22 protein-coding genes and 2 pseudogenes are annotated in these 21,778 nt (G+C 72.4%); 16 read left to right on the top strand and 8 right to left on the bottom strand.

The features are described 5' to 3' along the window. The first annotated feature begins 7 nt into the window (after positions 1-7). The 4 genes from ABH926_RS42155 to mshC all read left to right on the top strand — a co-directional run bounded on the left by ABH926_RS42155 (position 8) and on the right by mshC (position 3,774). Positions 8-574, top strand: a complete 567-nt coding sequence (locus tag ABH926_RS42155) for a DUF3090 domain-containing protein (protein ID WP_370372067.1) — start codon at positions 8-10, stop codon at positions 572-574. Continuing rightward, positions 571-1,434 (top strand): SCO1664 family protein, encoded by an 864-nt coding sequence (locus ABH926_RS42150; protein ID WP_370372065.1) that lies wholly within the window; start codon positions 571-573, stop codon positions 1,432-1,434. The genes ABH926_RS42155 and ABH926_RS42150 overlap by 4 nt, the downstream gene beginning before the upstream one ends. A gap of 11 nt (positions 1,435-1,445) precedes the next feature. Then, positions 1,446-2,351 carry a GNAT family N-acetyltransferase gene (locus ABH926_RS42145; protein WP_370372063.1) on the top strand — a complete coding sequence of 302 codons (906 nt, stop codon included), beginning with the start codon at positions 1,446-1,448 and terminating at the stop codon, positions 2,349-2,351. Between the two features lie 151 nt (positions 2,352-2,502). Beyond that, positions 2,503-3,774: a cysteine--1-D-myo-inosityl 2-amino-2-deoxy-alpha-D-glucopyranoside ligase gene (mshC, locus tag ABH926_RS42140; protein ID WP_370372062.1), complete on the top strand. Its 1,272-nt coding sequence runs from the start codon at positions 2,503-2,505 to the stop codon at positions 3,772-3,774. Positions 3,775-3,838: 64 nt separating this feature from the next. Here the strand turns inward: mshC and ABH926_RS42135 are convergent, their stop codons facing one another. Next, positions 3,839-4,921: an MFS transporter gene (locus ABH926_RS42135; protein WP_370372211.1), complete on the bottom strand. Its 1,083-nt coding sequence runs from the start codon at positions 4,919-4,921 to the stop codon at positions 3,839-3,841. 57 nt (positions 4,922-4,978) lie between these two features. Between ABH926_RS42135 and ABH926_RS42130 the strand changes: the two are divergent. Then, positions 4,979-5,161, top strand: a pseudogene (locus ABH926_RS42130) (HxlR family transcriptional regulator); the annotation flags it as partial. 124 nt (positions 5,162-5,285) lie between these two features. Here ABH926_RS42130 and ABH926_RS42125 read toward each other — a convergent pair. Together ABH926_RS42125 and ABH926_RS42120 are read right to left on the bottom strand one after the other, a co-directional pair. Continuing rightward, a complete protein-coding gene (locus ABH926_RS42125) occupies positions 5,286-6,191 on the bottom strand; it encodes a PAC2 family protein (RefSeq protein ID WP_370372060.1) in 906 nt (301 codons plus the stop codon). A gap of 333 nt (positions 6,192-6,524) precedes the next feature. After that, a complete protein-coding gene (locus tag ABH926_RS42120) occupies positions 6,525-7,292 on the bottom strand; it encodes a TetR/AcrR family transcriptional regulator (RefSeq protein WP_370372058.1) in 768 nt (255 codons plus the stop codon). Positions 7,293-7,381: 89 nt separating this feature from the next. On the opposite strand from ABH926_RS42120, the gene ABH926_RS42115 reads away from it, so the two are divergent. The 8 genes from ABH926_RS42115 to ABH926_RS42080 are packed head-to-tail and all read left to right on the top strand — an operon-like array spanning position 7,382 to position 16,074. Next, positions 7,382-9,136, top strand: coding sequence for an amidohydrolase (locus ABH926_RS42115; protein WP_370372056.1), 1,755 nt, complete (start codon positions 7,382-7,384; stop codon positions 9,134-9,136). A 40-nt stretch (positions 9,137-9,176) separates the two neighbouring features. Then, the gene (locus tag ABH926_RS42110; RefSeq protein WP_370372054.1) at positions 9,177-10,844 is read left to right on the top strand and encodes an ABC transporter substrate-binding protein; all 1,668 of its coding nucleotides are present in this window, start codon (positions 9,177-9,179) and stop codon (positions 10,842-10,844) included. Then, positions 10,841-11,791 (top strand): ABC transporter permease, encoded by a 951-nt coding sequence (locus ABH926_RS42105; RefSeq protein WP_370372053.1) that lies wholly within the window; start codon positions 10,841-10,843, stop codon positions 11,789-11,791. Before ABH926_RS42110 ends, ABH926_RS42105 begins: the two co-directional genes overlap by 4 nt. Further along, positions 11,788-12,732 (top strand): ABC transporter permease, encoded by a 945-nt coding sequence (locus ABH926_RS42100; RefSeq protein ID WP_370372051.1) that lies wholly within the window; start codon positions 11,788-11,790, stop codon positions 12,730-12,732. Before ABH926_RS42105 ends, ABH926_RS42100 begins: the two co-directional genes overlap by 4 nt. Then, a complete protein-coding gene (locus ABH926_RS42095) occupies positions 12,716-13,831 on the top strand; it encodes an ABC transporter ATP-binding protein (RefSeq protein WP_370372049.1) in 1,116 nt (371 codons plus the stop codon). Before ABH926_RS42100 ends, ABH926_RS42095 begins: the two co-directional genes overlap by 17 nt. Next, a complete protein-coding gene (locus ABH926_RS42090) occupies positions 13,828-14,634 on the top strand; it encodes an ABC transporter ATP-binding protein (protein ID WP_370372047.1) in 807 nt (268 codons plus the stop codon). The genes ABH926_RS42095 and ABH926_RS42090 overlap by 4 nt, the downstream gene beginning before the upstream one ends. A gap of 37 nt (positions 14,635-14,671) precedes the next feature. Further along, the gene (locus ABH926_RS42085) at positions 14,672-15,241 is read left to right on the top strand and encodes a putative immunity protein (protein ID WP_370372045.1); all 570 of its coding nucleotides are present in this window, start codon (positions 14,672-14,674) and stop codon (positions 15,239-15,241) included. After that, positions 15,241-16,074 carry an RCC1 domain-containing protein gene (locus ABH926_RS42080; RefSeq protein ID WP_370372043.1) on the top strand — a complete coding sequence of 278 codons (834 nt, stop codon included), beginning with the start codon at positions 15,241-15,243 and terminating at the stop codon, positions 16,072-16,074. The genes ABH926_RS42085 and ABH926_RS42080 overlap by 1 nt, the downstream gene beginning before the upstream one ends. A 357-nt stretch (positions 16,075-16,431) precedes the next feature. Here ABH926_RS42080 and ABH926_RS42075 read toward each other — a convergent pair whose 3' ends face one another. The 5 genes and pseudogenes from ABH926_RS42075 to ABH926_RS42055 form a co-directional block, all read right to left on the bottom strand. Further along, positions 16,432-16,860 (bottom strand): alpha/beta hydrolase-fold protein, encoded by a 429-nt coding sequence (locus ABH926_RS42075; protein ID WP_370372042.1) that lies wholly within the window; start codon positions 16,858-16,860, stop codon positions 16,432-16,434. Further along, on the bottom strand, positions 16,857-17,069 hold the full coding sequence (locus ABH926_RS42070) for a hypothetical protein (RefSeq protein WP_370372040.1): 213 nt from the start codon (positions 17,067-17,069) through the stop codon (positions 16,857-16,859). Before ABH926_RS42070 ends, ABH926_RS42075 begins: the two co-directional genes overlap by 4 nt. A gap of 127 nt (positions 17,070-17,196) precedes the next feature. Then, positions 17,197-17,373: a peptidoglycan-binding protein gene (locus ABH926_RS42065; RefSeq protein ID WP_370372209.1), complete on the bottom strand. Its 177-nt coding sequence runs from the start codon at positions 17,371-17,373 to the stop codon at positions 17,197-17,199. A 187-nt stretch (positions 17,374-17,560) separates the two neighbouring features. Further along, positions 17,561-18,196 (bottom strand): helix-turn-helix domain-containing protein, encoded by a 636-nt coding sequence (locus ABH926_RS42060; RefSeq protein WP_370372039.1) that lies wholly within the window; start codon positions 18,194-18,196, stop codon positions 17,561-17,563. A 25-nt stretch (positions 18,197-18,221) separates the two neighbouring features. Further along, positions 18,222-18,668: pseudogene (locus ABH926_RS42055) on the bottom strand (hypothetical protein); the annotation flags it as partial. A gap of 178 nt (positions 18,669-18,846) precedes the next feature. Between ABH926_RS42055 and ABH926_RS42050 the strand changes: the two are divergent. From ABH926_RS42050 to ABH926_RS42040, 3 genes are all read left to right on the top strand, one after another. Beyond that, positions 18,847-19,368, top strand: coding sequence for a hypothetical protein (locus ABH926_RS42050; protein WP_370372038.1), 522 nt, complete (start codon positions 18,847-18,849; stop codon positions 19,366-19,368). 89 nt (positions 19,369-19,457) lie between these two features. Beyond that, positions 19,458-20,729, top strand: coding sequence for an MFS transporter (locus ABH926_RS42045; protein ID WP_370372036.1), 1,272 nt, complete (start codon positions 19,458-19,460; stop codon positions 20,727-20,729). 53 nt (positions 20,730-20,782) lie between these two features. Continuing rightward, positions 20,783-21,772 (top strand): GlxA family transcriptional regulator, encoded by a 990-nt coding sequence (locus ABH926_RS42040; RefSeq protein WP_370372035.1) that lies wholly within the window; start codon positions 20,783-20,785, stop codon positions 21,770-21,772. Positions 21,773-21,778 lie beyond the last annotated feature (6 nt).

Genomic DNA, 21,778 nt, shown 5'->3' with positions numbered 1-21,778 from the left:
AAACACGGTGTCACGGGAACTCTTCGTCTACGACCCCCCGGAGCGGTTCGTCGCCGGCACCGTCGGACTCCCCGGGCACCGCACCTTCTACCTGCAGGCGGCCTCCGGCGGCCGGATCACCTCGGTGGCGCTGGAGAAGGAGCAGGTCGAGGCGCTGGCCGAGCGCCTGGACGACCTGCTGGACGAGGTCGTGCGCCGCTCCGGCGGGGCCGCGCCGGTCCCGGCGATCGCGCCGCTGGAGCTGGCCGACGACAAGCCCCTGGAGCAGCCGGTCTTCGAGGAGTTCCGGGTCGCGGCCCTGGCCCTGGCCTGGGACGGCGAGACCCAGCGGGTGGTCATCGAGGCCATGGCGCCGATGGAGGGCGAGGGCGAGCCGCCGCTGGGCGACATGGAGGCCGACGGCCCGCCGACCATGGTGGTGCGGCTCACCGGCGCGCAGGCGAGGGCGTTCACGTCCCGCGCCAAGGCCGTGGTGTCGGCCGGGCGCCCGCCGTGCCCGTTCTGCTCGCTGCCCCTGGACCCCGAGGGCCACGTGTGCCCGCGCGCCAACGGCTACCGGCGGCGCGCCGCTTGAGCACCCCCGGAGCGGACGCCGAGGCCGAGCAGGACCTGGATCCGGCCGGGATCCGGCAGGTGCTGACGGCCGGCGAGCTGACCATCACCGGCCGGCTCACCAACGCCTCCAACGCCACGCTGTACGGCACGGTGGCCCTGGACGGCGTGACCTTGAACTGCGTCCACAAGCCGGTGGCCGGCGAGCGCCCGCTGTGGGACTTCCCCACCGGCACGCTGGCCGCCCGCGAGGTCGCCGCCTACGAGCTGTCGCAGGCCACCGGCTGGCGCATCGTCCCGCCGACGGTGATGCGCGAGGGGCCCTGGGGCCCGGGCATGTGCCAGCTGTGGATCGACACCCCCGACGAGGACGACCACGACCTGCTGGCCCTGCTGCCCGAGGACTTCGACGAAGACCCGGCCGACGACGCCGCGGCGCACTGGCGCCCGGTGCTGTCGGTGGAGCTCGGCGACGGCCGCCCTGCGGTGCTGGCGCACAAGGCCGACGAACGCCTGCGCCGCATCGCGGCCTTCGACGCGGTGGTCAACAACGCCGACCGCAAGGGCGGTCACCTGCTGGTCGGCACGGCCGAGCCGGACCACGTCTACGGCATCGACCACGGCCTGACCTTCAACGTCGACGACAAACTGCGGACCCTGCTGTGGGGCTTCAGCACCGAGCCGCTGGGCCCGGAGTTCCGCGAGGTGCTGGAGCGCCTGGACCGCGACATCGAGACCGGCGAACTCGGCGGCCGGCTGGCCGCCCTGCTGGACGCCGAGGAGGTCGCCGCGACCCGGGCGCGGATCAGGGAGCTGCTGGACACCGACCGCATACCCGGGCCGGAGGGGCGGCGGCGGCCGGTTCCCTGGCCGCCGTTCTGAGACTTCTGGCTGTGGAACAGAGTCCAGAGTTGCTGGCGGCGCATCAGGCGCGCCGCGAAGCCGTCGATCCGTTGCTGGCCGTCTCGCGGCCGCTGCCGGATCCCACGAGCCGGGACACGGAACTGATCTGCGCCGGCGGCGTGGCGCTGATGCGCAACATGCCAGTCGATCCGGACTCCTGGGGCTACACCTTCTTCGCCGCCCACGAGAGCAAACTCGTGCCGAAGGTCGACGGGCCGGAAGCGTTCGCCACCCTGCTGGATCTGTGGGCCGTGCAGCGGGGGTTCCGGCCGGGCCCGGACAGCATCGCCACGATCACCTGGCCTTCGCGCGACACCGAGATGTCGCTGGCCTTGATCGAGCGGGGTTTCACGCAGCAGTCGATATTCGCCGTGCGCCTGGCCGGTCAATCGATCGCGGCGCGCTCTGATCCCGGTCTGGTGATCCGCCGGGCCTGGGCCGCGGACACCGAGGCCGCCACGCGTCTGTGGATGGAGCAGCTGGCCTGGGAGACGCAGTTCGGCTACGTCTCGATCCGGCCGTCCACGCCGGCCCGGTTGGCTGAAGAGGTCGCGGAGGCCGTCGGCGGGGTGAAGAAGCGCGCGTGGATCGCCGAGCGGGACGGCCGGGCGGTCGGACTGGTCGTGGTGCAGCCTCCGGAGTATGCGACCTGGGCCACCGGCCAGATCCGGGTCGGGCCGGCGGCCTACCTGAACTGCGGGGCCGTGGCGGCGGGGGAGCGCGGCGCCGGGGTCGGCAGCGCGCTGGTGCGCCACGTCCATGCCGAACTGGACGCCGCGGGCCTGGGCGCGCTCCTGCTGCACTACACGGCCGCGAATCCGCTGTCGGGGCCGTTCTGGAGCCGCTGCGGCTACCGCCCCCTGCTCACCGCTTGGACCCGCGGGACCGTCGGCTGAGACGTGCGGTGTCCGCGGGCCGGGCCGGCCCGGCCGCTGGAACAAACCCCGCCCTCCGCTCCGTTGCCCCTGATGCCCCAGGCAGCGGCTCCGTGCCGCCATCCGCACCCGCACCGGCACCGTCCGCGCCGATCCCGATAGGATCATCCGCATGCACGCATGGCCCGCCCCCGAGGTCCCCGAACTGCCCGGTCACGGCTCCGCCGTGCGGCTCCACGACACTGCGGCGCGGGGCCTGGTGCCCACGCCGGAGGCGGCCCCCGGTGAGGCGGCCCGCATCTACGTGTGCGGCATCACGCCCTACGACGCGACCCACATGGGGCACGCCAACACCTACCTGACGTTCGACCTGATCCAGCGGGCGTGGCTGGACGCCGGGCACCCGGTGTCCTACGTGCAGAACGTCACCGACGTCGACGACCCGCTGCTGGAGCGCGCGGCGGCCACCGGCCAGGACTGGGAGGCCCTCGCCGAGTCCGAGACCGCGCTGTTCCGCGAGGACATGACCGCCCTGCGCATCCTGCCCCCGAAGCACTACGTCGGCGCCGTGGAGTCCATCCCGCTGGTCGTGGACCTGGTGGTGAAGCTGCTGGAGCGCGGCGCCGCCTACGACGTGGACGGCGACATCTACTTCTCGGTCCACGCCGACCCGGCCTTCGGCTCCGTGGCCCACCTGGACGCCCCCGAGATGCTCACCACCTTCGGCGAGCGCGGCGGCGACCCGGGCCGCCCCGGCAAGAAGGACCCCCTGGACTGCCTGCTGTGGCAGGCCGAGCGCGAGGGCGAGCCGTCCTGGGAGCCCGGCGAGCCGGCGCGCGCCGCAGGCCTGAAGCCGGGCCGCCCCGGCTGGCACATCGAGTGCGCCGCGATCGCCCTGGAGCACCTGGGCATGGGCATCGACCTGCAGGGCGGCGGCAGCGACCTGGCCTTCCCGCACCACGAGATGGGCGCCTCCGAGGCGCAGGTGGTGACCGGCGAGCGGCCCTACGCGCACAGCTACGTGCACTCCGGCATGGTCGGCCTGGACGGCGAGAAGATGTCGAAGTCCAAGGGCAACCTGGTCCTGGTCTCCAAGCTCCGGCACGCCGGCGTCGACCCGATGGCGATCCGCCTGGCGCTGCTGGCGCACCACTACCGCACGGACTGGGAGTGGACCGACGCCGACCTGGCCGGCGCCGAGATCCGCCTGGCCCGCTGGCGCGCGGCGGTGTCCCGCCCCGACGGCGTCCCGGCCGACGACGTGCTCGACGCGGTGCGCGAGCGGATGGCCGACGACCTCGACGCGCCCGGCGCGCTGGCGGTGATCGACGCCTGGGTGGCCCGGCAGGAGGCGGCGGACGCCGACCCCTCGGCCGAGCGGAACACGGCGGCGCCGGGGCAGATCAGCCGGATCACGGACGCCCTGCTGGGCGTGGCCCTGTAAGGGTTTTCGCGTTTTCCAGTTCCCGCCGGATCGTCGAATCCGGCGGGAACACGCATATCAGCCCTCAGCGATGTCCCGCCGCCCGCGGATCGGACTGGTCAGCACCACGATCGGCACCGCCAGCGTCGCCACCGCGGCCCACCACAGCGCCGCGCGCGGCCCGTACCAGGTCGCGACCGTGCCGGCGGCCAGCGCCCCGACCGGGATCACGCCCCAGGAGACCACCCGCACCGTGGCCATCACCCGGGGCAGCAACGCGGTCGGCGTCGCGGTCTGCCGGTAGGTGCGCGTGACGATGCTCGCCACCACCACCGTCCCGGCGAAGGCGGCGTTCCCCAGCGCGAACACCCCCGCGAGCAGTCCGTGCCCTACCGGTCCCGATCCGGCGCGTCAGCCGCGGCGTGAGCGAGGCGCCGATCAGGCTGCCCAGCCCCTCGGCCGCCATCATCGCGCCGACCCACGCCGCGCCCAACCCGAGGGTGCGCACCAGGAACAGGGGCGTGAGCGCCATCAGCGCACCGCACACGAAGTTCATCGACGTCGCGATCCACAGGTTCGCCCGCTGTACCGGCTCGTGGATCAGGTAGTGCCGGCCTTCGCGGATCGAGGCCCGGATGCCGGTCCTCGCCGTTCCCGTGACGGCCCTCGGCGGACGCGGCACATTGCGCAGCAAGAACGCTGATATCAGATAACTGACGACGTCCACCACGATGGCCGCCGCCGCCCCGACCGCCTGCACCAGCGCCCCGCCGAGCGAGGGCCCGGCCAGGTTGGTCACCGCCTCCGCCCCCGAGGTGAGGCTGTTGCGCGCGGTCAGCTCCGCCCAGCTGACCAGGAAGGGCAGCATCGTGGCGTTCCCGACGTCGAACACCACCGAGGCCGACCCCACCACCAGCGCGACCACGACCAACTGCGCCACCGTCACCGACCCCAGCCACCACGCCGCCGGCACAGAGGCCAGGGCCGCGGCCCGCACCAGATCCATCGCGATCTGCGTGCCCCGTAACGGCAGCCGCCCGACCAGCACCCCGGCCGGCAGTCCCAGCACCGCCCACGCCACGTACCCGGCGGCGGTGACCGCGCCGACCTCGAAGCTGCTCGCGTGCGCCGCCGCCAGCGCGGTGAGGGGCAGGGCGACGGTGGTCACGGCGGTGCCGACGCGGCTGACGGTGGAGCCGGCGAAGTAGCGCCAGAACCATGAGACGACCAGTCGCTGCACCTCACCGCCGCGCTGCGCCTGCCCTCTTTCCGGGCCGCCGGCGCCGACCGGCTCAAGCGCGCGACGCTGATCGTGGACTCCGCGCGCACCATCCGCGGCGCGCTCTACCCGGTGCCGGATCCGGCGGCGTCGGTCGACGAGGCGCTGCGCATTGTCTCAGGGCTCTAAGACACACGCGCCCTCGCTCGGAAAACGTTGTGGCCGGCTCGCGAATCGCGAACCGGCCACAACGGTTTCAGCCCTGGTTTCCGTCCTGCTGAAACTTACGCCTCAGCTACGCCTCAGCTACGCCTCAGCCCTCCTCCGAGGACCCCCGCCGCCGCTCCTGGCGCCGCAGATACCGCTCGAATTCCCGCGCGATCGCCTCGCCGCTGGCCTCGGGCAGATCGGCGGCGTCCTCGTTGTCCCGCTGTTCCTCAAGTGTGCGCACGTATTCGCCGACCTCGGCGTCGTTCTCGGCCAGCTCGTTCACGCCGGCCTCCCACGACTGCGCCTCCTCGGCCAGCTGCTTGGTCGGCACCGACAGGTCCAGCACGTCCTCCAGCCGGCGCAGCAGCGCCAGCGTCGCCTTCGGCACCGGCGGGTGCGCCACGTAGTGCGGAACCGCGGCCCAGAAGGACATCAGCGGGATGCCGGCGTGCAGGCACGCCTCCTGGAACACCCCGGTGATGCCCACCGGCCCCTCGTACGTCGGCGGCTCCACGTCGAACAGCGCCTGGTAGGCCTCGTCGGAGCTGGTGCCGGTGACCGGCGTCGCCCGGGTGTGCGGCACATCGGCCAGGTAGGCGCCGAGCGTGATGATCTGCCCCACCCCCAGATCCCGCGCCAGCCCCAGGATCTCCTCGCAGAACGAGCGCCAGCGCATGTTCGGCTCCACACCGTGCACCAGCACCAGATCCCGCGGCTCCTCGTGCGCGTCGCCGGGCAGCAGCCGCGCCGGGGCGCGCACGATCGAGAACCGCGTGGTCGGCCAGATCACCTGCCGCCGGTCCTCCACCGAGGCGACCATCGGCCGGTGCACCTGGTAGTCGTAGTAGTCCTCGCCGTCCAGCGCCGCGAACACCCGGCCGCCCCCGGCATAGGCCTCGGCCAGGTGCTTCACCGCGTTGGAGGCCGCCTCCCCGGCGTCGTTCCACCCCTCGAACGCCGCCACCATCACCGGGTCGGCGAGTTCCGGGATCCCGTCCAGCTCGATCATCGACCTGGCCTTTCGCCTCGTGCGAACGTGTCCTTCGAGCCGCTGAGGTCCTGTCCGGTCAGCATGGTCGCCCCCTCGAGCCGGTGTCGCACCGCTCGGCGGACTGGCCGCGGGTGGTACTTCAGTACGCAGTGCACGCCTTCAGCCTACTGGGCTTCGCCTCTGTGAGGCTTTGGGAGCGGGCCTCGGGGTTCGGAGCCTGCGCGTGCGTGGTTGCCGCGCCGGGTCTGCATTTCGGTCGATATCGAGAGACGGCGGACGGGCGTTTTGGGTGTGGTCCTTGCGCCGAGACGATGCCGGCCGAGCCCGAGAATCACTGCCAGAGCCTGAGAATCACCGCGCCGGCTCGGTCGCTTCCGGGCCCGCCGCACCGCTTCGCTCGATCCGCGACTGCACCCCGTCCAGGAAGATGTCGAGCACGGACTCGAACACGGCGCTGTCGTCGCGGTTGAGCTCCGCCAGCCGCGGGACGCTCTGCCGCAGATGCGGGAACTCCTCCTCCGGCAGCATCGCGTAGGTGACGGCCCATGCTCGCGCGTCCTGCTCCTGGACTTCGGCGGGCAGCAGATTCCACGCCGCCGTGCACTGCGTCATCGACAGCGTCATGTCCAGCAGTCCGCGGTAGACCTCGGCCGCGGCGATGACGGGGAGTCCGGCCTTGTGCAGGACGGCGATGATGCGCTCGACGCTGGTGGTCTCCGCCGGGGTCGCGGCGGTGCGGGTCGCGGCGAGGACGGCGATGGCCGGGCGTTCCAGATAGACCGAGCGGACTGAGATCGCGACCAGGCGCAGCCACTGCCGCCAGTCGGCGGTTTCCGGGTCGGTGTCCTGGATGCGGCGGACCGACTCCTCGACCATGCGGTCGGTCAGGGCCAGGACCAGTTCGTCCTTGTCGCGGAAGTGGCGGTAGACGGCGGTGGGGTCGGCGCCGAGTTCCTTGCCGAGCCGGCTGAAGGTCAGCGCGGAGCCGCCCTCGGTGGAGCCGATGTTCAGTGCGGCTTCGATGATCGCCTCGCGGGTCAGCGCGGCGCGGCGCCGGCGGACGCCGCCGGTGCCGGCGCCCGGGGCTTCGGTTGCGGGCAGGGCGGGGCGGGCCTTCAAGGAGTCCTCCGGTGGTGCGGCGGCAGGTGGCGCGACGATGACATCGTATCCGCACCGGTGCTGTCAATGCCATTGACAGGAGCGTTGTCATGGGGTTTTCTGCTCCACACACCGGCGGTGTCCGCTCTTCCCGGCGCCGCTGCTCCACTCGCTCTTCGCAAGGAGTTCACGTGTCCTCCTCCGAATCGCCCGCCGATCTCGTCTTCGTCGGCGGCCCGGTGTTCACCGTCGATCCGGCCCGGTCCTGGGCCACCGCGGTCGCGGTGCGGGCCGGCCGGATCGTCGCCGTCGGCCACGAGCGGGACGTCAGGGCCCTGATCGGGGCCGGGACCGAGGTCGTCGACCTGGCCGGCCGGCTGCTGCTGCCCGGCTTCCAGGACGCGCACGTCCACCCGGTCTTCGGCGGCACCACCATGCGCCAGTGCGATCTGCACGCCCTGGAATCCGGCCCGGAGTACGTCGCGGCCGTCGCCGAGCACGCGCGGAACCATCCCGAGCCCCGGTGGATCACCGGCGGCGGCTGGAGCATGGAGGCCTTCCCCGGCGGCGCCCCGACCAAGGACCTGCTGGACGCGGTGGTCCCGGACCGGCCGGTCGCCCTGCCGAACCGCGACGGCCACGGCATGTGGGTCAACAGCCGCGCGCTGGAGGAAGCCGGGATCACCCGGGACACGCCGGACCCCTTCGACGGCCGGATCGAGCGGGACGAGCACGGCGAACCCACCGGCATGCTGCAGGAGGGGGCCGCCAGCCTGGTGCACGCGGTGATCCCGGCGCCCACCGCCGCCGAGCTGGCCGACGGACTGCTGGCCGGCCAGGCGTACCTGCACTCCTTCGGCATCACGGCGTGGCAGGACGCGTGGGTCGGCTCGATGGCCGGCCGCGGCGACAACTTCGGGACCTACCTCGACGCCGCCGCCTCCGGAGCCCTGACCGCGCGGGTGTCGGCGGCCCTGTGGTGGGAGCGCGAAGCCGGTCTGGAACAGCTGGAGCTGTTCCGGCAGCGCCGCGCCGAGGCCGAGGCCGTCGGCGGCCGGCTGCGGGCCTCGAGCATCAAGATCATGCTCGACGGCGTCGCCGAGAACCACACCGCCGCGCTGCTCGACCCCTACCTGGACGGCTGCGGTTGCGCGACCGACAACCGCGGCCTGACCTTCGTCGACCCGGACAAACTCGGGCTCTACGTCACCGAACTGGACGCCGCCGGCTTCCACGTGCACTTCCACGCCCTCGGCGACCGCGCCGTCCGCCTGGGCCTGGACGCGATCGAGCAGGCCCGCCGGACCAACGGCCCCGGCGGCCGCCACCACCTGGCGCACCTGCAGGTCGTCCACCCCGACGACATCAAGCGCTTCCGGCAGCTCGGCGCCACCGCGAACATCCAGCCGCTGTGGGCCGCGCACGAACCGCAGATGGACGAGCTCACCATCCCCTTCCTCGGCGAGCAGCGCTCGGCCTGGCAGTACCCGTTCGGCTCGCTCAGCCGCGCCGGCGCCACCATCGCCGCCGGCTCGGACTGGTCGGTGTCCTCCCCGAACCCGATGCTCGGCATCCACGTCGCCGTGAACCGCGTCGAGCCGGGCCTGTCCGCCGAGCAGTTCGCCGCGGCGCCGGTCTTCTACCCCGCCGAACGGCTCGAGCTCGGCCAGGTGATCGCCGCCTACACCGCCGGCACCGCCTACGTGAACCACCTGGACGCCGTCTCCGGCTCCATCGAGGTCGGCAAGTACGCGGACCTGGTGGTCCTGGACCGCGACCCCTTCGACGGCCCGGCCCACGAGATCGGCGACGCCGCCGTCCTGCACACCTTCGTGGAAGGCGCCCTGGTCCACACCGCTGAGTGAGCAAGCGAGGTTCCCCCGAGGAGAAAGGACTGCACCACCCATGAACCGCACCGCATTCCGCGCGGGCGTCCCGGCGGTCGCCGCGACCCTGCTGCTGGCCGGCTGTTCGGGCTCGAACTCCGGCTCCGGCGCCGGCACCATCTCCCACCCCAGCGCCAACATCCAGGCCGCGCAGTACACCACCGACCCGGCCAAGGGCCCGCTGGACTCGATCACCTGGTCCGGCGACTACCGTCCGCCGTACTCGCTGGACCCGCTGAAGACCGCCGACTTCCCCGAGGAGACCATCCTCAGCAACGTCTGCGAGCCCCTGCTGCGCACCGGCCCGGACTACAAGCTGAACCCTGGCATCGCCGCCTCCTACAAGCAACCCGACGGCACCCACCTGGTCTTCGAACTCGACCCGCGCGCCCACTTCAGCGACGGCAAGCCGGTCACCACCGACGACGTGGTGTTCAGTCTCAAGCGCAACCTCGACCCGAGCCAGGCCTCGAACTACGCCGACGGCTACAAGTACGTCTCCGACATCTCCGCGACCGGCGCCTCGGAGATCACCATCACCTTCAACCGGCCCAACTACATATTCGTCAACGAGATGGGCGACCTCGGCGCCGCGATCGTGGAGAAGGCCGCCACGCTCAAGCAGGGCCAGAACTTCGGCGCGCCCGGATCACCGGTCGTGTGCTCCGGGCCGTACACCGTCGACTCCTTCGACGGCACCAACACCCTGGTCCTGAGGAAGGACCCGAACTACTGGGACCCCGCGCACGCGGCGAAGACCACGAAGATCACCTTCAAGTGGTACCAGGACCCCAAGGCGCTGGCCACCGCCCTGGACACCGGCGACCTGTCCGGCGGCTTCGACCTGCCGCCCTCGACGATCCCCACCCTGCAGCACTCCGCCGGCGGCAAACTCTGGATCGGCGGCGAGGGCTCGACGACGATGAACGTCGACCTGCTCATCTCCAGCCTGACCGGCGGACTGGCCGACGCCCGCACCCGCCAGGCCCTGTCCCTGGCGATCGACCGCGCCGGGATCGCCAAGACCATCTACTCCGGCGCCGCCGACCCGCTGTACTCCGTGGTCGGCCCCGGCTACTGGCAGACCGCGCCCGACGCCGTCAAGAGCGTCTACCAGAGCGCCTACGACAAGCTGAAGACCACCCCGGACCTGACCAAGGCCGCCGAGCTGGTGAACGCCGCCGGCGCCAAGGGCAAGACCGTCAAGATCGCCTACACCGCCGACGGCAGCGCCTTCAGCCAGATGGCCCAGGTCATCCAGCAGGCGGGCAAGGCCATCGGCCTGGACCTGCAGATCGTGGGCCTGCCGCCGCAGCAGTACGGCAACCTGTTCACCGACCCCAAGGCGCGCGCCGACTACGACGGCTTCCTGACCCTGAACTACCTGGAGTTCCCCGAGCCGCAGGCGATGTTCGCCAGCTACGCGGCCAAGGACGGCCTGCAGGACTTCAGCGGCTACACCAACCCCGCCGTCGAGGCGGCGCTGCTCAAGGCCCAGGGCGAGTCCGACCCGGCGGCCCGGGCGGCGGACGTGGTCACCGCGCAGGACCAGATCGCCCAGGACCTGCCCTGGATCCCGATCATCGCGCCGCGCACGCTGATGTTCCAGAACAAGGGGGTGACCGGGGCGCCGCTGACGTTCTCGTTCATGTCCTCGGCGTGGGCGGCGGGGGTCGGCGCGCCGTGAGCGCCCGGTACCTCCTGCTGCGCCTGGGCGGGCTGGTGACGACGCTGCTGCTGTCCAGCATGCTGATCTTCTCCAGCCTGTACCTGGCGCCCGGCAGCCCGGAGAACGTCATCTTCGGCAACCGCAACCCGACGCCCGCGGCAAGGGCCGCGGTCCGGCACCAGCTGCACCTGGACCGGCCGCTGCCGGTCCGCTACTGGGACTGGCTGACCGGCGCGCTGCACGGCGACTTCGGCCGCTCGATGGTCACCGACCAGACGGTGTCCTCACGCGTCGGCGCGGGCCTTGCGACCACCCTGGAGTTGGTGGGCATCGCGGCGGTGCTGATCTCGGTGCTGGGCCTGGCCCTCGGGATCGCCGCGGCGCTGCGGCCCGGGCTGGTGGACGCCGCGGTGAACGTGTTCACCTCGGTCTCGGTCGCCGTGCCGCCGTTCGTCGCGGCCTCCATCCTGGTCTCGGTCTTCTCGATCAAGCTGGGCTGGTTCCCGGCCACCGGGCTGCCCGACGGAACCGCCGGCCACATCAAGGGCCTGATCCTGCCGGGCCTGTCCCTGGCCCTCATCTCCTGCGGCTTCCTGGCCCGGGTCACCCGCAACGCGATGCGTGAGCAGCTGGCGAAGGAACACGTGCAGACCGCGGTCGCGCGCGGACTGCCGCGCCGCGTCGTCATCGGCCGGCACGCGCTGGGCAACGCCCTGCCGCCGATCATCACCGTGATCGGCCTGCAGATCGCCGGCCTGTTCGCGGCGACGCTGATCGTCGAGACGGCCTTCGGGATCCCCGGCATCGGCAGGCTCACCATCCAGTCGGTGTCCCAGAAGGACTTCCCGGTCGTGCAGGCCGTCGCGCTGCTGCTGGTCGCGGCGTTCGTGGTGGCCAACGCGGCCACCGACCTGCTCCAGGCCGCGGTCGACCCGCGGCTGCGCACCACCGGGAGGACCGCGTGACGGACGTGCTCACCGCTTTCCAGACGCCGCCGGCGCCGGCGAGCCGGCCGGCCGCCAAGCGCTCCGACCGCCTGCGGCACCGTATTACCTCGGCCTACGGATTCCTCGGCCTGTCCGGGACGATCGCCGCCGGACTCCTGGTCCTGATGCTCCTCATGGCGCTCGCCGCCGGGCTGCTCGCCCCCGACGACCCGAACAACGCCAGCCTGCTGGACGCGTATCAGGGCCCGTCCTCGGCGCACCTGCTCGGCACCGACGCCATCGGCCGCGACGTGCTGTCCCGGCTGATCTACGGATCCCGGACCTCGTTGCTCGGACCGGCGCTGGTCGTCGCCTGCTCGACGGCGATCGGGGTCCCGCTGGCCCTGCTCGGCGCCTGGTACGGCGGGCTGGTCGACGGGAGCCTGGCCCGGGTCCTGGACCTGGTCTACGCGCTGCCCGGGCTGCTGTTGGCGGTCATCACCGCGGCGTTGTTCGGAGCCGGCCTGACCCCGGCGGTGATCGCGCTGTCGATCTCCTACGTGCCGTTCCTGTCCCGCGTGGTGCGCGCGGCGGCCCGGCAGCAGCGGGTGAGCCCGTATGTGGACGCCCTGAGCGTGCAGGGCTTCGGCGCGCTGCGGATCTGCCTGCGGCACATCCTGCGCAACATCGCGCCGCTGGTCCTCGGCCAGTCGGCGATCGCCTTCGGTTACGCCCTGCTGGACCTGGCCGGGCTGTCCTACCTCGGGCTGGCGGTTCAGGCGCCGACCGCCGACTGGGGCGTCATGGTCAGCGACCAGGACTCGATGCTGCGCGGGTTCATGCTCCCGGTGATCCTGCCCGGTGTGCTCGTCGTGGCCTGTGTCATGGCGCTGACGGTGCTCGGCGCGCGCATCTCCGGGGAGCGTCCGGAGCGGCACCCGATATGGAACAGGAGGGGCAAGCGTGCTGGAGCTTCATGATCTCGACGTCGCGCTGCGGGTCGAGGGCCGGATGCGGCAGGTGCTCAGCGGACTGTCGCTGTCGGTCGGCGCAGGCGAGGCGGTCGGCCTGGTCGGCGAGTCCGGCTCGGGCAAGTCGATGACGGTCCGCGCGATCACCCGGCTGCTGCCGGCCGGCGCGCGGGTGGCCGGGCGGATCAGCTTCGACGGCCGCGATGTGGGCGCGATGGACGCGGCGGCGCTGCGCGCCTACCGGGACCGCGAGGTCGGCATGATCTTCCAGGACCCGCGGGCGCACATCAATCCCACCTACCGGATCGGCTCGTTCCTCACCGAGGCGCTGACGGTGAACCGCGGGATGTCCCGCTCGGCGGCCTGGAAGCGCGCGGCGGAGCTGCTGGACGCCGTCGGCATCGACGACGCCGAGCGCCGGCTGCGCCAGTACCCGCACGAGGTCTCCGGCGGCATGCTCCAGCGGGTGATGATCGCCTCGGTGCTGGCCGCCGAGCCCCGGCTGATCCTGGCCGACGAGCCGACCACCGCCCTGGACGTGACCATCCAGGCCGAGGTGGTCTCGATCCTGGACCGGCGGCGGCGCGAGAACGGCATCGGCATGCTGTTCATCACCCACGACCTGGACCTGGCGCTGGCCGTCTGCGACCGGGTGGCGGTGATGTACGCCGGCTCGGTGGTCGAGATCCGCTCGGCAGCGGACCTGCACCGGACCGCGTGCCATCCCTACACGACCGGCCTGCTGGGCTCCCGGCCCTCCATCGACACCCGCGCCGAGCGCCTGGTGGCGATCCCGGGCCGGCCGGTCTCGGCGTTCGAGGCGCCGGCCGGCGGCTGCGCGTTCGCGACCCGGTGCGCGCACATGCGGCCCGGCTGTCTGGAGCGGCGCCCGGATCTGGAGCCCTTCGACGGGGGACGGGTGCGGTGCCACCGGATTGCGGAGATTGCCGGGGGCGCCGAGGTTGCCGGGTTTGCCGAGGTCGCCGCCGACGCGCCGGTCGTCTCAGGTGCCGCTTCCCGTTCTACCTCCGGTTCTATCTCCGGTTCTACCTCCGGTTCTACCTCCGGTCCGAACACCGGCCCCGCCACGGAAAGGAACCAGCCATGAGCAGCCCCGCCGTGTCCGTCGACGACCTGACCAAGGTCTTCCGGGTCGCCGACGTCTCCGGACGGCGTACGGAGTTCACCGCCGTATCGGGCGTCTCCTTCGCCGTCGAAGCCGGCGGCTCGCTCGGCATCGTCGGCGAATCCGGCTCCGGCAAGACCACCGTGGCCCGGATGCTCGTCGGCCTGGAGCACGCCACCTCCGGCACGATGACCGTGCTGGGCCACGACCGCTCGAGCCCGGCCCGCGGGTCCGCCGAGCGCCGGCGGCGGGCCCGCCAGCTGCAGATCGTGTTCCAGGACCCGTACACCTCCCTGGACCCCAGCCAGACGATCCGCTCGGCCGTCGAGGAGGTCCTGCACGCCCACAGCCCGCTGACCGGCACCGCCCGCGCGGCCCGGCTGGCGGAGCTGATCGACCAGGTCGGCCTGGACACCCGCCAGGCCGACGCCCGCCCCCGCGAGCTGTCCGGCGGCCAGCGCCAGCGCGCCGCCATCGCCCGGGCCCTGGCCGCCGAGCCCCAGGCGCTCATCCTGGACGAGGCGGTTTCGGCCCTGGACGTGTCCATCCAGGCCCAGATCCTCAACCTGCTGGCCGACATCCGGGCCGCCACCGGCATCGCGTACCTCCTCATCTCGCACGACCTCGCGGTGGTCCGGCAGCTGTGCGACTCCGTCGTCGTCATGCGCAAGGGGCGGGTGGTCGAGCGGGGCGAGTGCGCGGCGGTGCTCGATCATCCGGAGCAGGAGTACACCAGGGCCCTGCGGGCGTCGGTGCCGGTGGCGGGCTGGAAGCCGTCGTCTTAGAACATCGCGGCGGCCGAATGTGCGATAACAAGGTGTGATGACCAGGAACGACGAGCCTCCCCGCACCCCGCGTACCCCGCGCACCCCGGACTTCGTGTTGCCCCCGGAAGACCTCAGAGCGGTCACCGCCTTCAATGTGGCCTGCGCCGAGCAGGTCATCGAGCTCTTCGAGGAGGCGAAGCCCGACGACACCCGGCCGCGGGAAGCCTTGGACGCCGCGACGGCGTTCATCCGCGGCGGTCCCCGGTCCAAGGCCCAGCGGGTCACCGCGCTCGCGGCTCACCGTGCGGCCAAGGAGGTCAGCGCGCCCGCAGCGCACGCGGCCATGGCCGCCGGGGACGCGGCGGCCTCCGCCTACCTGCATCCGCTGGCAGATGCCGCGCAGGTGGGGCACATTCTGCGCGGGCCGGCGTACTGCGTTCTCGCGTTGCACCAACGCCCGGTGCAGCCCTTGACGCGTCCGGAGGCGGTGGCCGCTGTGCTCCAGCACGCCACCCCTGATGTGGTCCGGGCGCTGCGACGCTACCCCCGTGTCCAGGCTGGCCGACAGGAAGTCTCCTCCGTCATGGGCGAACTGGACGCGCGGCTGCGAGAGGAGCCGATCTGATGACTCGAACGGCGCTCGCCGCCGGGCGCCGCCACTCCGTCGGCGTGCGCGCGGACGGGTCGGTCGTGACGGCGGGCATTCCGCAAGCCCCTGAATGCCGCGTCGGCGCCTGGCACGACATCGTCGCCGTGGCGGCGGGGAACGTGCACACGGCCACGAATACCGGCCGCTCGCACACCGTCGGTCTGCACGCGGACGGCACCGTCGTCGCGGTCGGCTGGAACGGGGACGGCCAGTGCGACGTCGCCGGCTGGACCGGCGTCGTCGGCATCGCCGCCGGCTGGCGGCGCACGCTGGCGGTTCTCGCCGACGGCTCAGTCCGCGCGGCGGGCCGCACCCGAGAGGGCGCGTGCGATGTCGAGGCCTGGAGCGAGATCGTCGCCGCCAGCGCCGGGGACTGGCACTCGGTCGGCGTGCGTGCGGACGGCACCGCCACGGCGGCCGGCAACAACCGCAGGGGGCAGTGCGAGGTCGGCGGGTGGCGCGGGCTGCGGTCGGCATCGGCGGGCTACCTGCACTCCGTGGCCCTCACCGAGGACGGACGCGTGCTCGCCACCGGGGCTGTCTCGGCGGGCACCAAGGAAGTGTCCGAGTGGCGTGATGTGGTCGCGGTGTCCGCGGGGAGCTACCACACCGTCGCCGTCGACACCCGAGGCCGGGTCTTCGCCGCCGGCGACAACAGCCGCGGGCAGTGCGATGTCGCCTCGTGGCGCGAGGTCGTGGCCGTCGCCGCTGGTTCGACGCACACCCTCGGGCTGCGTGCCGACGGGGCCGTCCTCGCTGTCGGCGACAACGAGGACGGCCAGTGTGAGACCACGCTGTGGCACCTGTGAGTGCCTATGAGTGCCGGTAGGTGCCGGTGCCGGTAAGCGTCGCTTAGCGCCGGTGAGCGCCGGTGTCAGGCGCCGGTGCCGCAGGAGCGCGCGGCCGGTCCGCCGCCGTAGGTGTACTCCAGGAAGTCGCTCAGGTCGTTGCTGAACGCGGTCCAGTCGTGTCCGCCGGTTCCGAAGCAGTAGCGGTGCTCGACGCCCTGGCCGCTCAGCGTCCGGTCGAAGGCTGCGACGTCGGCGGCCAGGCGCCAGTCGCTGCCGGCGCCCGCCGGGGTCGCGGTGCTGGTCGCGATATCAGCCGGGTAGGCGCAGGACGGCCGCGCGCGATGCGTGCCATCGTTCTGGGTGGCGGCGGTGGCGTCAGCACAGCCGCCGCCGTAGACGGCGGGCCCCGGCCACGGCCCGCGCCGAGCGGTCGGCGATGGTGTGGAAGTTGGCGTCGATCCAGGGGACGAGCTGGCCGGTGTGGAAGGTCTCGCACTCCGGCGCGAAGAAGCCGTCGGTGTGTCCCGTCCAGTCCGAGTACCAGCCGCTCAAGCCGCCGGCCGGCATGACGTAGATGCCGTGGAACGGCGAGCCCGCGGTGTTCTGGACGAGGTGGCCGTCGTCGGCCCAGTCGGTGTAGCCGCCGTTGCCGCCGTGCAGCAGGTAAAGGCTCTGGTATCCGGTGGCGCGGCCGGGGTCGTACCCGGCGGGCAGCCAGATCCGGGTGACCAAGGGCTCGGCGACCGGGTGGATCGTGGGCGCCGAACCGGCCGGCGCTGGGACGAAGATCGCGGTCGAGGTCATGGTGACGTCGACGAACCAGCCGGCCGGGACAGTGACCGTCCCATGCCGTCGGCGGTGGGCGCGGGCAGGTCGGCGCACGAGGCGGGGACCGTTGCCGGCACGGTGGCCCGGGCCCCGGCCGGGGCGAGCGGTCCCAGGGCCCCGGCGGCCAGGAACGCTGCGGTGGCGACGAGCGCCCGCAGCCCTCTGGTGTGGTGGAATACGATCACGGCGGGCTGTTCCCCCTTCTAAGGATGGCGACGGTCCGGACAGCGGGCGGCCGGTCGCCCCGAGCCCCACTCAGGACGACCGGCCGCCCGTCCTACAGCGGTGTCGGCAGTAGTGTCGGCAGCGGTGTCAGCAGTTGGGGTTGTTGCGCAGCTGGTACCAGGTGTTGGTGCCGACCTCGCCGTCCTGCGAGATGTTCGAGCACCCCTGGTACCAGATGACGGCGTCGTAGGTCTTCTGTCCGAAGGACCCGTCCACCGCCAGCGGCGCGTTACCGGTCCGCGAGCTGTAGAAGCCGAGATTGATCAGGCACTGGACCTCCTTGATCCGCGCCGAGCGGCCGAAGCCACCAGCGCAGCAGCCCTCTTGCGCAGTCCCATTCCATGTCCTTTCACAGTGCTTCCAGGATTCCGGGCGGACACGAGGCGGGAATGCGGGCCGGATGCCCCCCGGCTACCCGGCATGCGCACCCCGCGTTTCGTGTTCCGCCCGGCTACTGGAAACTCTCGTCGGGGACGGGGCGAAGAGCCCGCGCAATCAGTGCATGGCTGTTGTCTGTGCGTGCATTTTTATCTGTGCCTACATCTTTGCCTGTACATGCATCTTCATCGGTGCGTGCACGCGGAACCTGGATCAGGGCCCTGATCCGGAACTCACGCGGCGCGACACCGAAGGCCGCCCGGAACGCTCGACTGAAGTCCTGCGCATTGCGGAACCCCCAGCGCGCGGCGATGGCCCCGATCGGCCGGCCGGCCAGCAGCGGGTCCGCGAGATCGGCGCGGCACCGGTGCAGCCTGCGCTGACGGATCCAGGCGGCGGGGGTGTGGTGCTGGCCGTCGAACAGCTGGTGCAGGTGCCGCCGCGAGATGAAGTGGGCGGCGGCGATCGTGCCCGGGGTCAGGTCCGGGTCGCCGAGGTGCTCCTCGATGAACGCGTTCACCTTCGTCAGCAGAACCTGCCGCCGGCCGCCCGGCAGCGCCTCGTCGGGGGCGTCGACGTACTGCGACAGGTGCACCGCGATCAGATCGCCGGCGACCGCCCCGAGCCCGACCGCCTGGTTCGGCGCGTACCGCTCGGCCTGCTCGACCAGCCCGGTCAGGAACTGCGACAGCAGCGCCCCCGGTGCCACTGGCGGCGGACATCGGGACCCCCAAGACACGGTCGATCTTGTTCGCGGGCATCGAGAGCGCGGTCCGCGGAATGTCCACCATCGCCATCCGGGCCACCTCCCGCCCGGCGAAGATCTCGGCGTCGTGCGGCCGCGAGGTGTCGTAGACCAGCAGCTCGTCGGCATGCAGCACGCCCTGGTCGCGGCCGTAGGAGAAGCCCTGATGCGTCCCGTCCAGATTCATCACCACCCGGTAGCCCTCCGGGTCGAGCCTGCGGACCAGCTGCGGAGTCCGCCGCGTCCGCAACGGGGAGTAGGACAGCAACGACAGGTGCGCGACACCCATCTGCCATTGCGTCGCCCTCGCCCGGAAGTCGCCCGGCCCGCTGAAGGAGTGTTCGGCGGGCACCGCCGAGTGCAGAACCAGTTCGCGCCACCACTCGAACCGTTCGCGGGCCGGCAGGCCCTTCGTCTGGAAAACGGCAGCGATCATTCCCCGTATCCCCCCGCTCGTCCCGCGCCCCCACGTCCGCGGTCAGATGCGGGAGAGAATACCAGGATTCTGATATAAGTCGGACTATCCTCCCCGTTCCTCCGAACGGAGCAGCCGCCCCCGAGGTCGGCCGGCGTCCGCCGGGTGCCGCGGCCGTCCGGTGGCGATGCTGGGTGGCATGCGAACGAAAACGGCCATGACACCCCTGGCGGCTGTGCTCTCCGGTCTGCTGGCCGGAGCCGTGGGAACCGTGTGCCTGGACGCCGTCCAGTACCTGAAGTACCGCCGCGCCGGAGGGAGGGACGCGCCGCGCGCATGGGAGTTCGCGCCGGTCGAGAACTGGGAGCAGGCCCCGGATCCCGGCCAGGTGGCCAAGCGGGTGATCGAGGGCTTCACGCAGCGCGACCTTCCCGACCGCGCGGCCTGGCCGCTGAGTACGCTCGCGCACTGGGGCTACGGGACGGCGGCCGGCGCGGTCTACGGCCTTCTCGCCGGATCCGCGGCGGTCCCGAAGGCCCGCTACGGCGTGCCGTTCGGCGTCGGGCTTTTCGCCAACGACTACGTCGCGCTGCCGATCGCCGGCCTGTACAAGCCGATCTGGCAGTACAGCGCCAAGGTGCTGGGCTGGGATCTGGGCGCTCACATCGCCTACGGAGCCGGTGTCGGAGTCGCCTTCAGGGCTGTCTCTCGATGGCTGTGAGCACGAGCTTCTCGCCGTCCTCATAGTTGGCAGAAATCGTCCGCTGCCTGTCATTGCTGCCAATGGCGTCCGCAGCCGAGCATGGACGCATGACTTCCATCGAGACGGTGGCGGACCGCCCCGACCTCGGCCGCCAACCCGGCCCCTACCCCCACCCCGGCTACCTCCGCCGTCCACTCGCGCCACGCCCCGCCTACCTGCTGGCCGCAAGCATCGTCGGCCTGGCGATGTTCGCCTCCGGCATCCCTTCGCCGCTGTACGGCACCTACAGCAAGCTGTGGGGCTTCTCCGCGGTGACGCTCACGATCGTCTACGCGACCTACGCCTTCGGCGTGCTCGCGGCGCTGCTGCTGGCCGGGCGGCTGTCGGACGAGATCGGACGGCGCCCGGTCTTGCTCGCCGCGCTGTGCGGGATCCTGGTCTCCACCATCGTGTACATGCCGGCCACCTCGGTGGCGTGGTTGTTCGTCGCCCGCGGGCTCCAGGGGCTGGCGACCGGGCTGGCCCTGAGCGCGGCCAGCGCCGCGCTGCTCGACCTGCACCCGCGGCGCGATCCGGTCGCGGTGGGGCTGGCCAACGGAGTGACCTCGGCGGGCGGCATCGGGCTCGGGATCCTCGCCTCCTCGGTCCTGGTGCAGTACCTGCCGGCGCCGCGGGTGCTGCCGTATGTGATGCTCGCGGTCCTGCTCCTGGTCGCCACCGTCGCCACGCTGCGCCTGAAAGACCCGGTGACGCCGCGTCCCGGCGCGCGGATACAGCTCACGCCGCAGCGCCCGAGCGTGCCGCCGGCGGGGCGGCGGGCGTTCCTGCTGGCGTCCATGGCCGTGCTCTCGTCCTGGTCGCTCAACGGGCTCTACCTCTCGCTCGGCCCCGAGCTGAGCGCGAGCCTGCTGCACAGCGACTCGGTCGTGCTGTCCGGGCTCGTCGTCTCCAGCCTGCCGACCGCCGCCGCGCTCTCCCAACTGCTGTTCGGACGCAGCGCGCCGTGGGCCGGCGCGAGCTACGGCTCGCTGGCCCTGGCCGCGGGGATGGGGCTGCTCGTGGCCGCCGTGGCGACCGGCTCGGCCGCGCTGTTCGTGGTGGCCAGTGTGATCGCCGGGTTCGGGTTCGGCGTCGCCTTCCTCGGCGGGCTGCGCTCGCTGTCCGCGGCCGTGCCGCCCGAGCACCGGGCCGCGGTGATGTCGGCGTTCTACGTCGTGGCCTATGGGGCCCTGTCGCTGCCCGCGATCGCCGCCGGGCTCCTGAGCACCCCGCTGGGCCTGGACTCGACGTTCGAGATCTTCGGGGTGGCGATCGCGGCGCTGGCGCTCGTCGTGGCCGGCGAGGCCTGGCGGACCAGGCCGCGCGACGGATGGCGGTAAGCGTGGAGAGCGGGCGATTGCTGCCAGATGGCCTGCCGCCGCATCATGGAGGTGTGAGCACCGCCCCGCACCGCGTCGTCATCGTGGCCTTCGACGGCGTCCAGGCCCTGGACGTCACCGGGCCCTCGGACGTCTTCGACTTCGCCGGCCGCGGCCGGCCCGGCGGCGGCTACGAGATCGAGGTGGTCGCGCCCGCGCCGGTGGTGACCACGTCCAGCGGCGTGCGGATCGTCCCGCACGCCACCATCGACCGCTTCCGCGGCCGCATCGACACGCTGATCGTCGCCGGCGCCACCGGCGAGCGCCGCGACGCGGTGGACGAGGAACTGATCTCCTGGCTGCGCGGCGCCAGCCGGCGGGCCCGGCGCACCGCCTCGGTGTGCACCGGCGCCTTCCTGCTGGCGCGTGCCGGCATCCTGGACGGCAGGAAGGCGACGACCCACTGGGCCGCGTGCGACGACCTGGCCCGGCGCTACCCCGAGATCACCGTGCTGCCCGACCCGATCCACGTCCGCGACGGCGACGTCTACACCTCGGCCGGCGTCTCGGCGGGCATCGACCTGTCGCTCGCCCTGGTCGAGGAGGACCTGGGCGCGCAGGCCGCGCTGCACGTCGCCCGGGAACTCGTCCTGTTCGTCCGGCGCCCCGGCGGCCAGACCCAGTTCAGCCGCGGCCTGGCCGCCCAGGCCGCGTCCCGGCCGAGCATCAGGGAGTTGCAGGACTGGATCACGGACCACCTCGACCACGACCTGTCCGTCACCGCCCTGGCCGCCCGGGCGCTGATGAGCCCGCGCAACTTCGCCCGCGTCTTCGCGGCCGAGACCGGCTCGACCCCGGCGGCCTACGTGGAGGCGATGCGGCTGGAGCGCGCCCGGATGCTGCTGGAGGGCAGCGAGGAGCGCATCGAGGAGATCGCGCGGCAGTGCGGCTTCGGGACGGTCGAGACGCTGCGCCGGTCGTTCGCCCGGCACCTGCACGTGAGCCCGCACGGCTACCGGCAGAGGTTCGCGACCGCGGTGCCGTTCAGCCCGGCGGCCGGGTGACGGCTC

This window comes from Catenulispora sp. GP43, assembly GCF_041260665.1.
GTDB lineage: Bacteria > Actinomycetota > Actinomycetes > Streptomycetales > Catenulisporaceae > Catenulispora.
The sequence above is the reverse complement of the archived record's forward strand: the minus strand, read 5'-3'. Positions and strand labels throughout refer to the sequence as shown.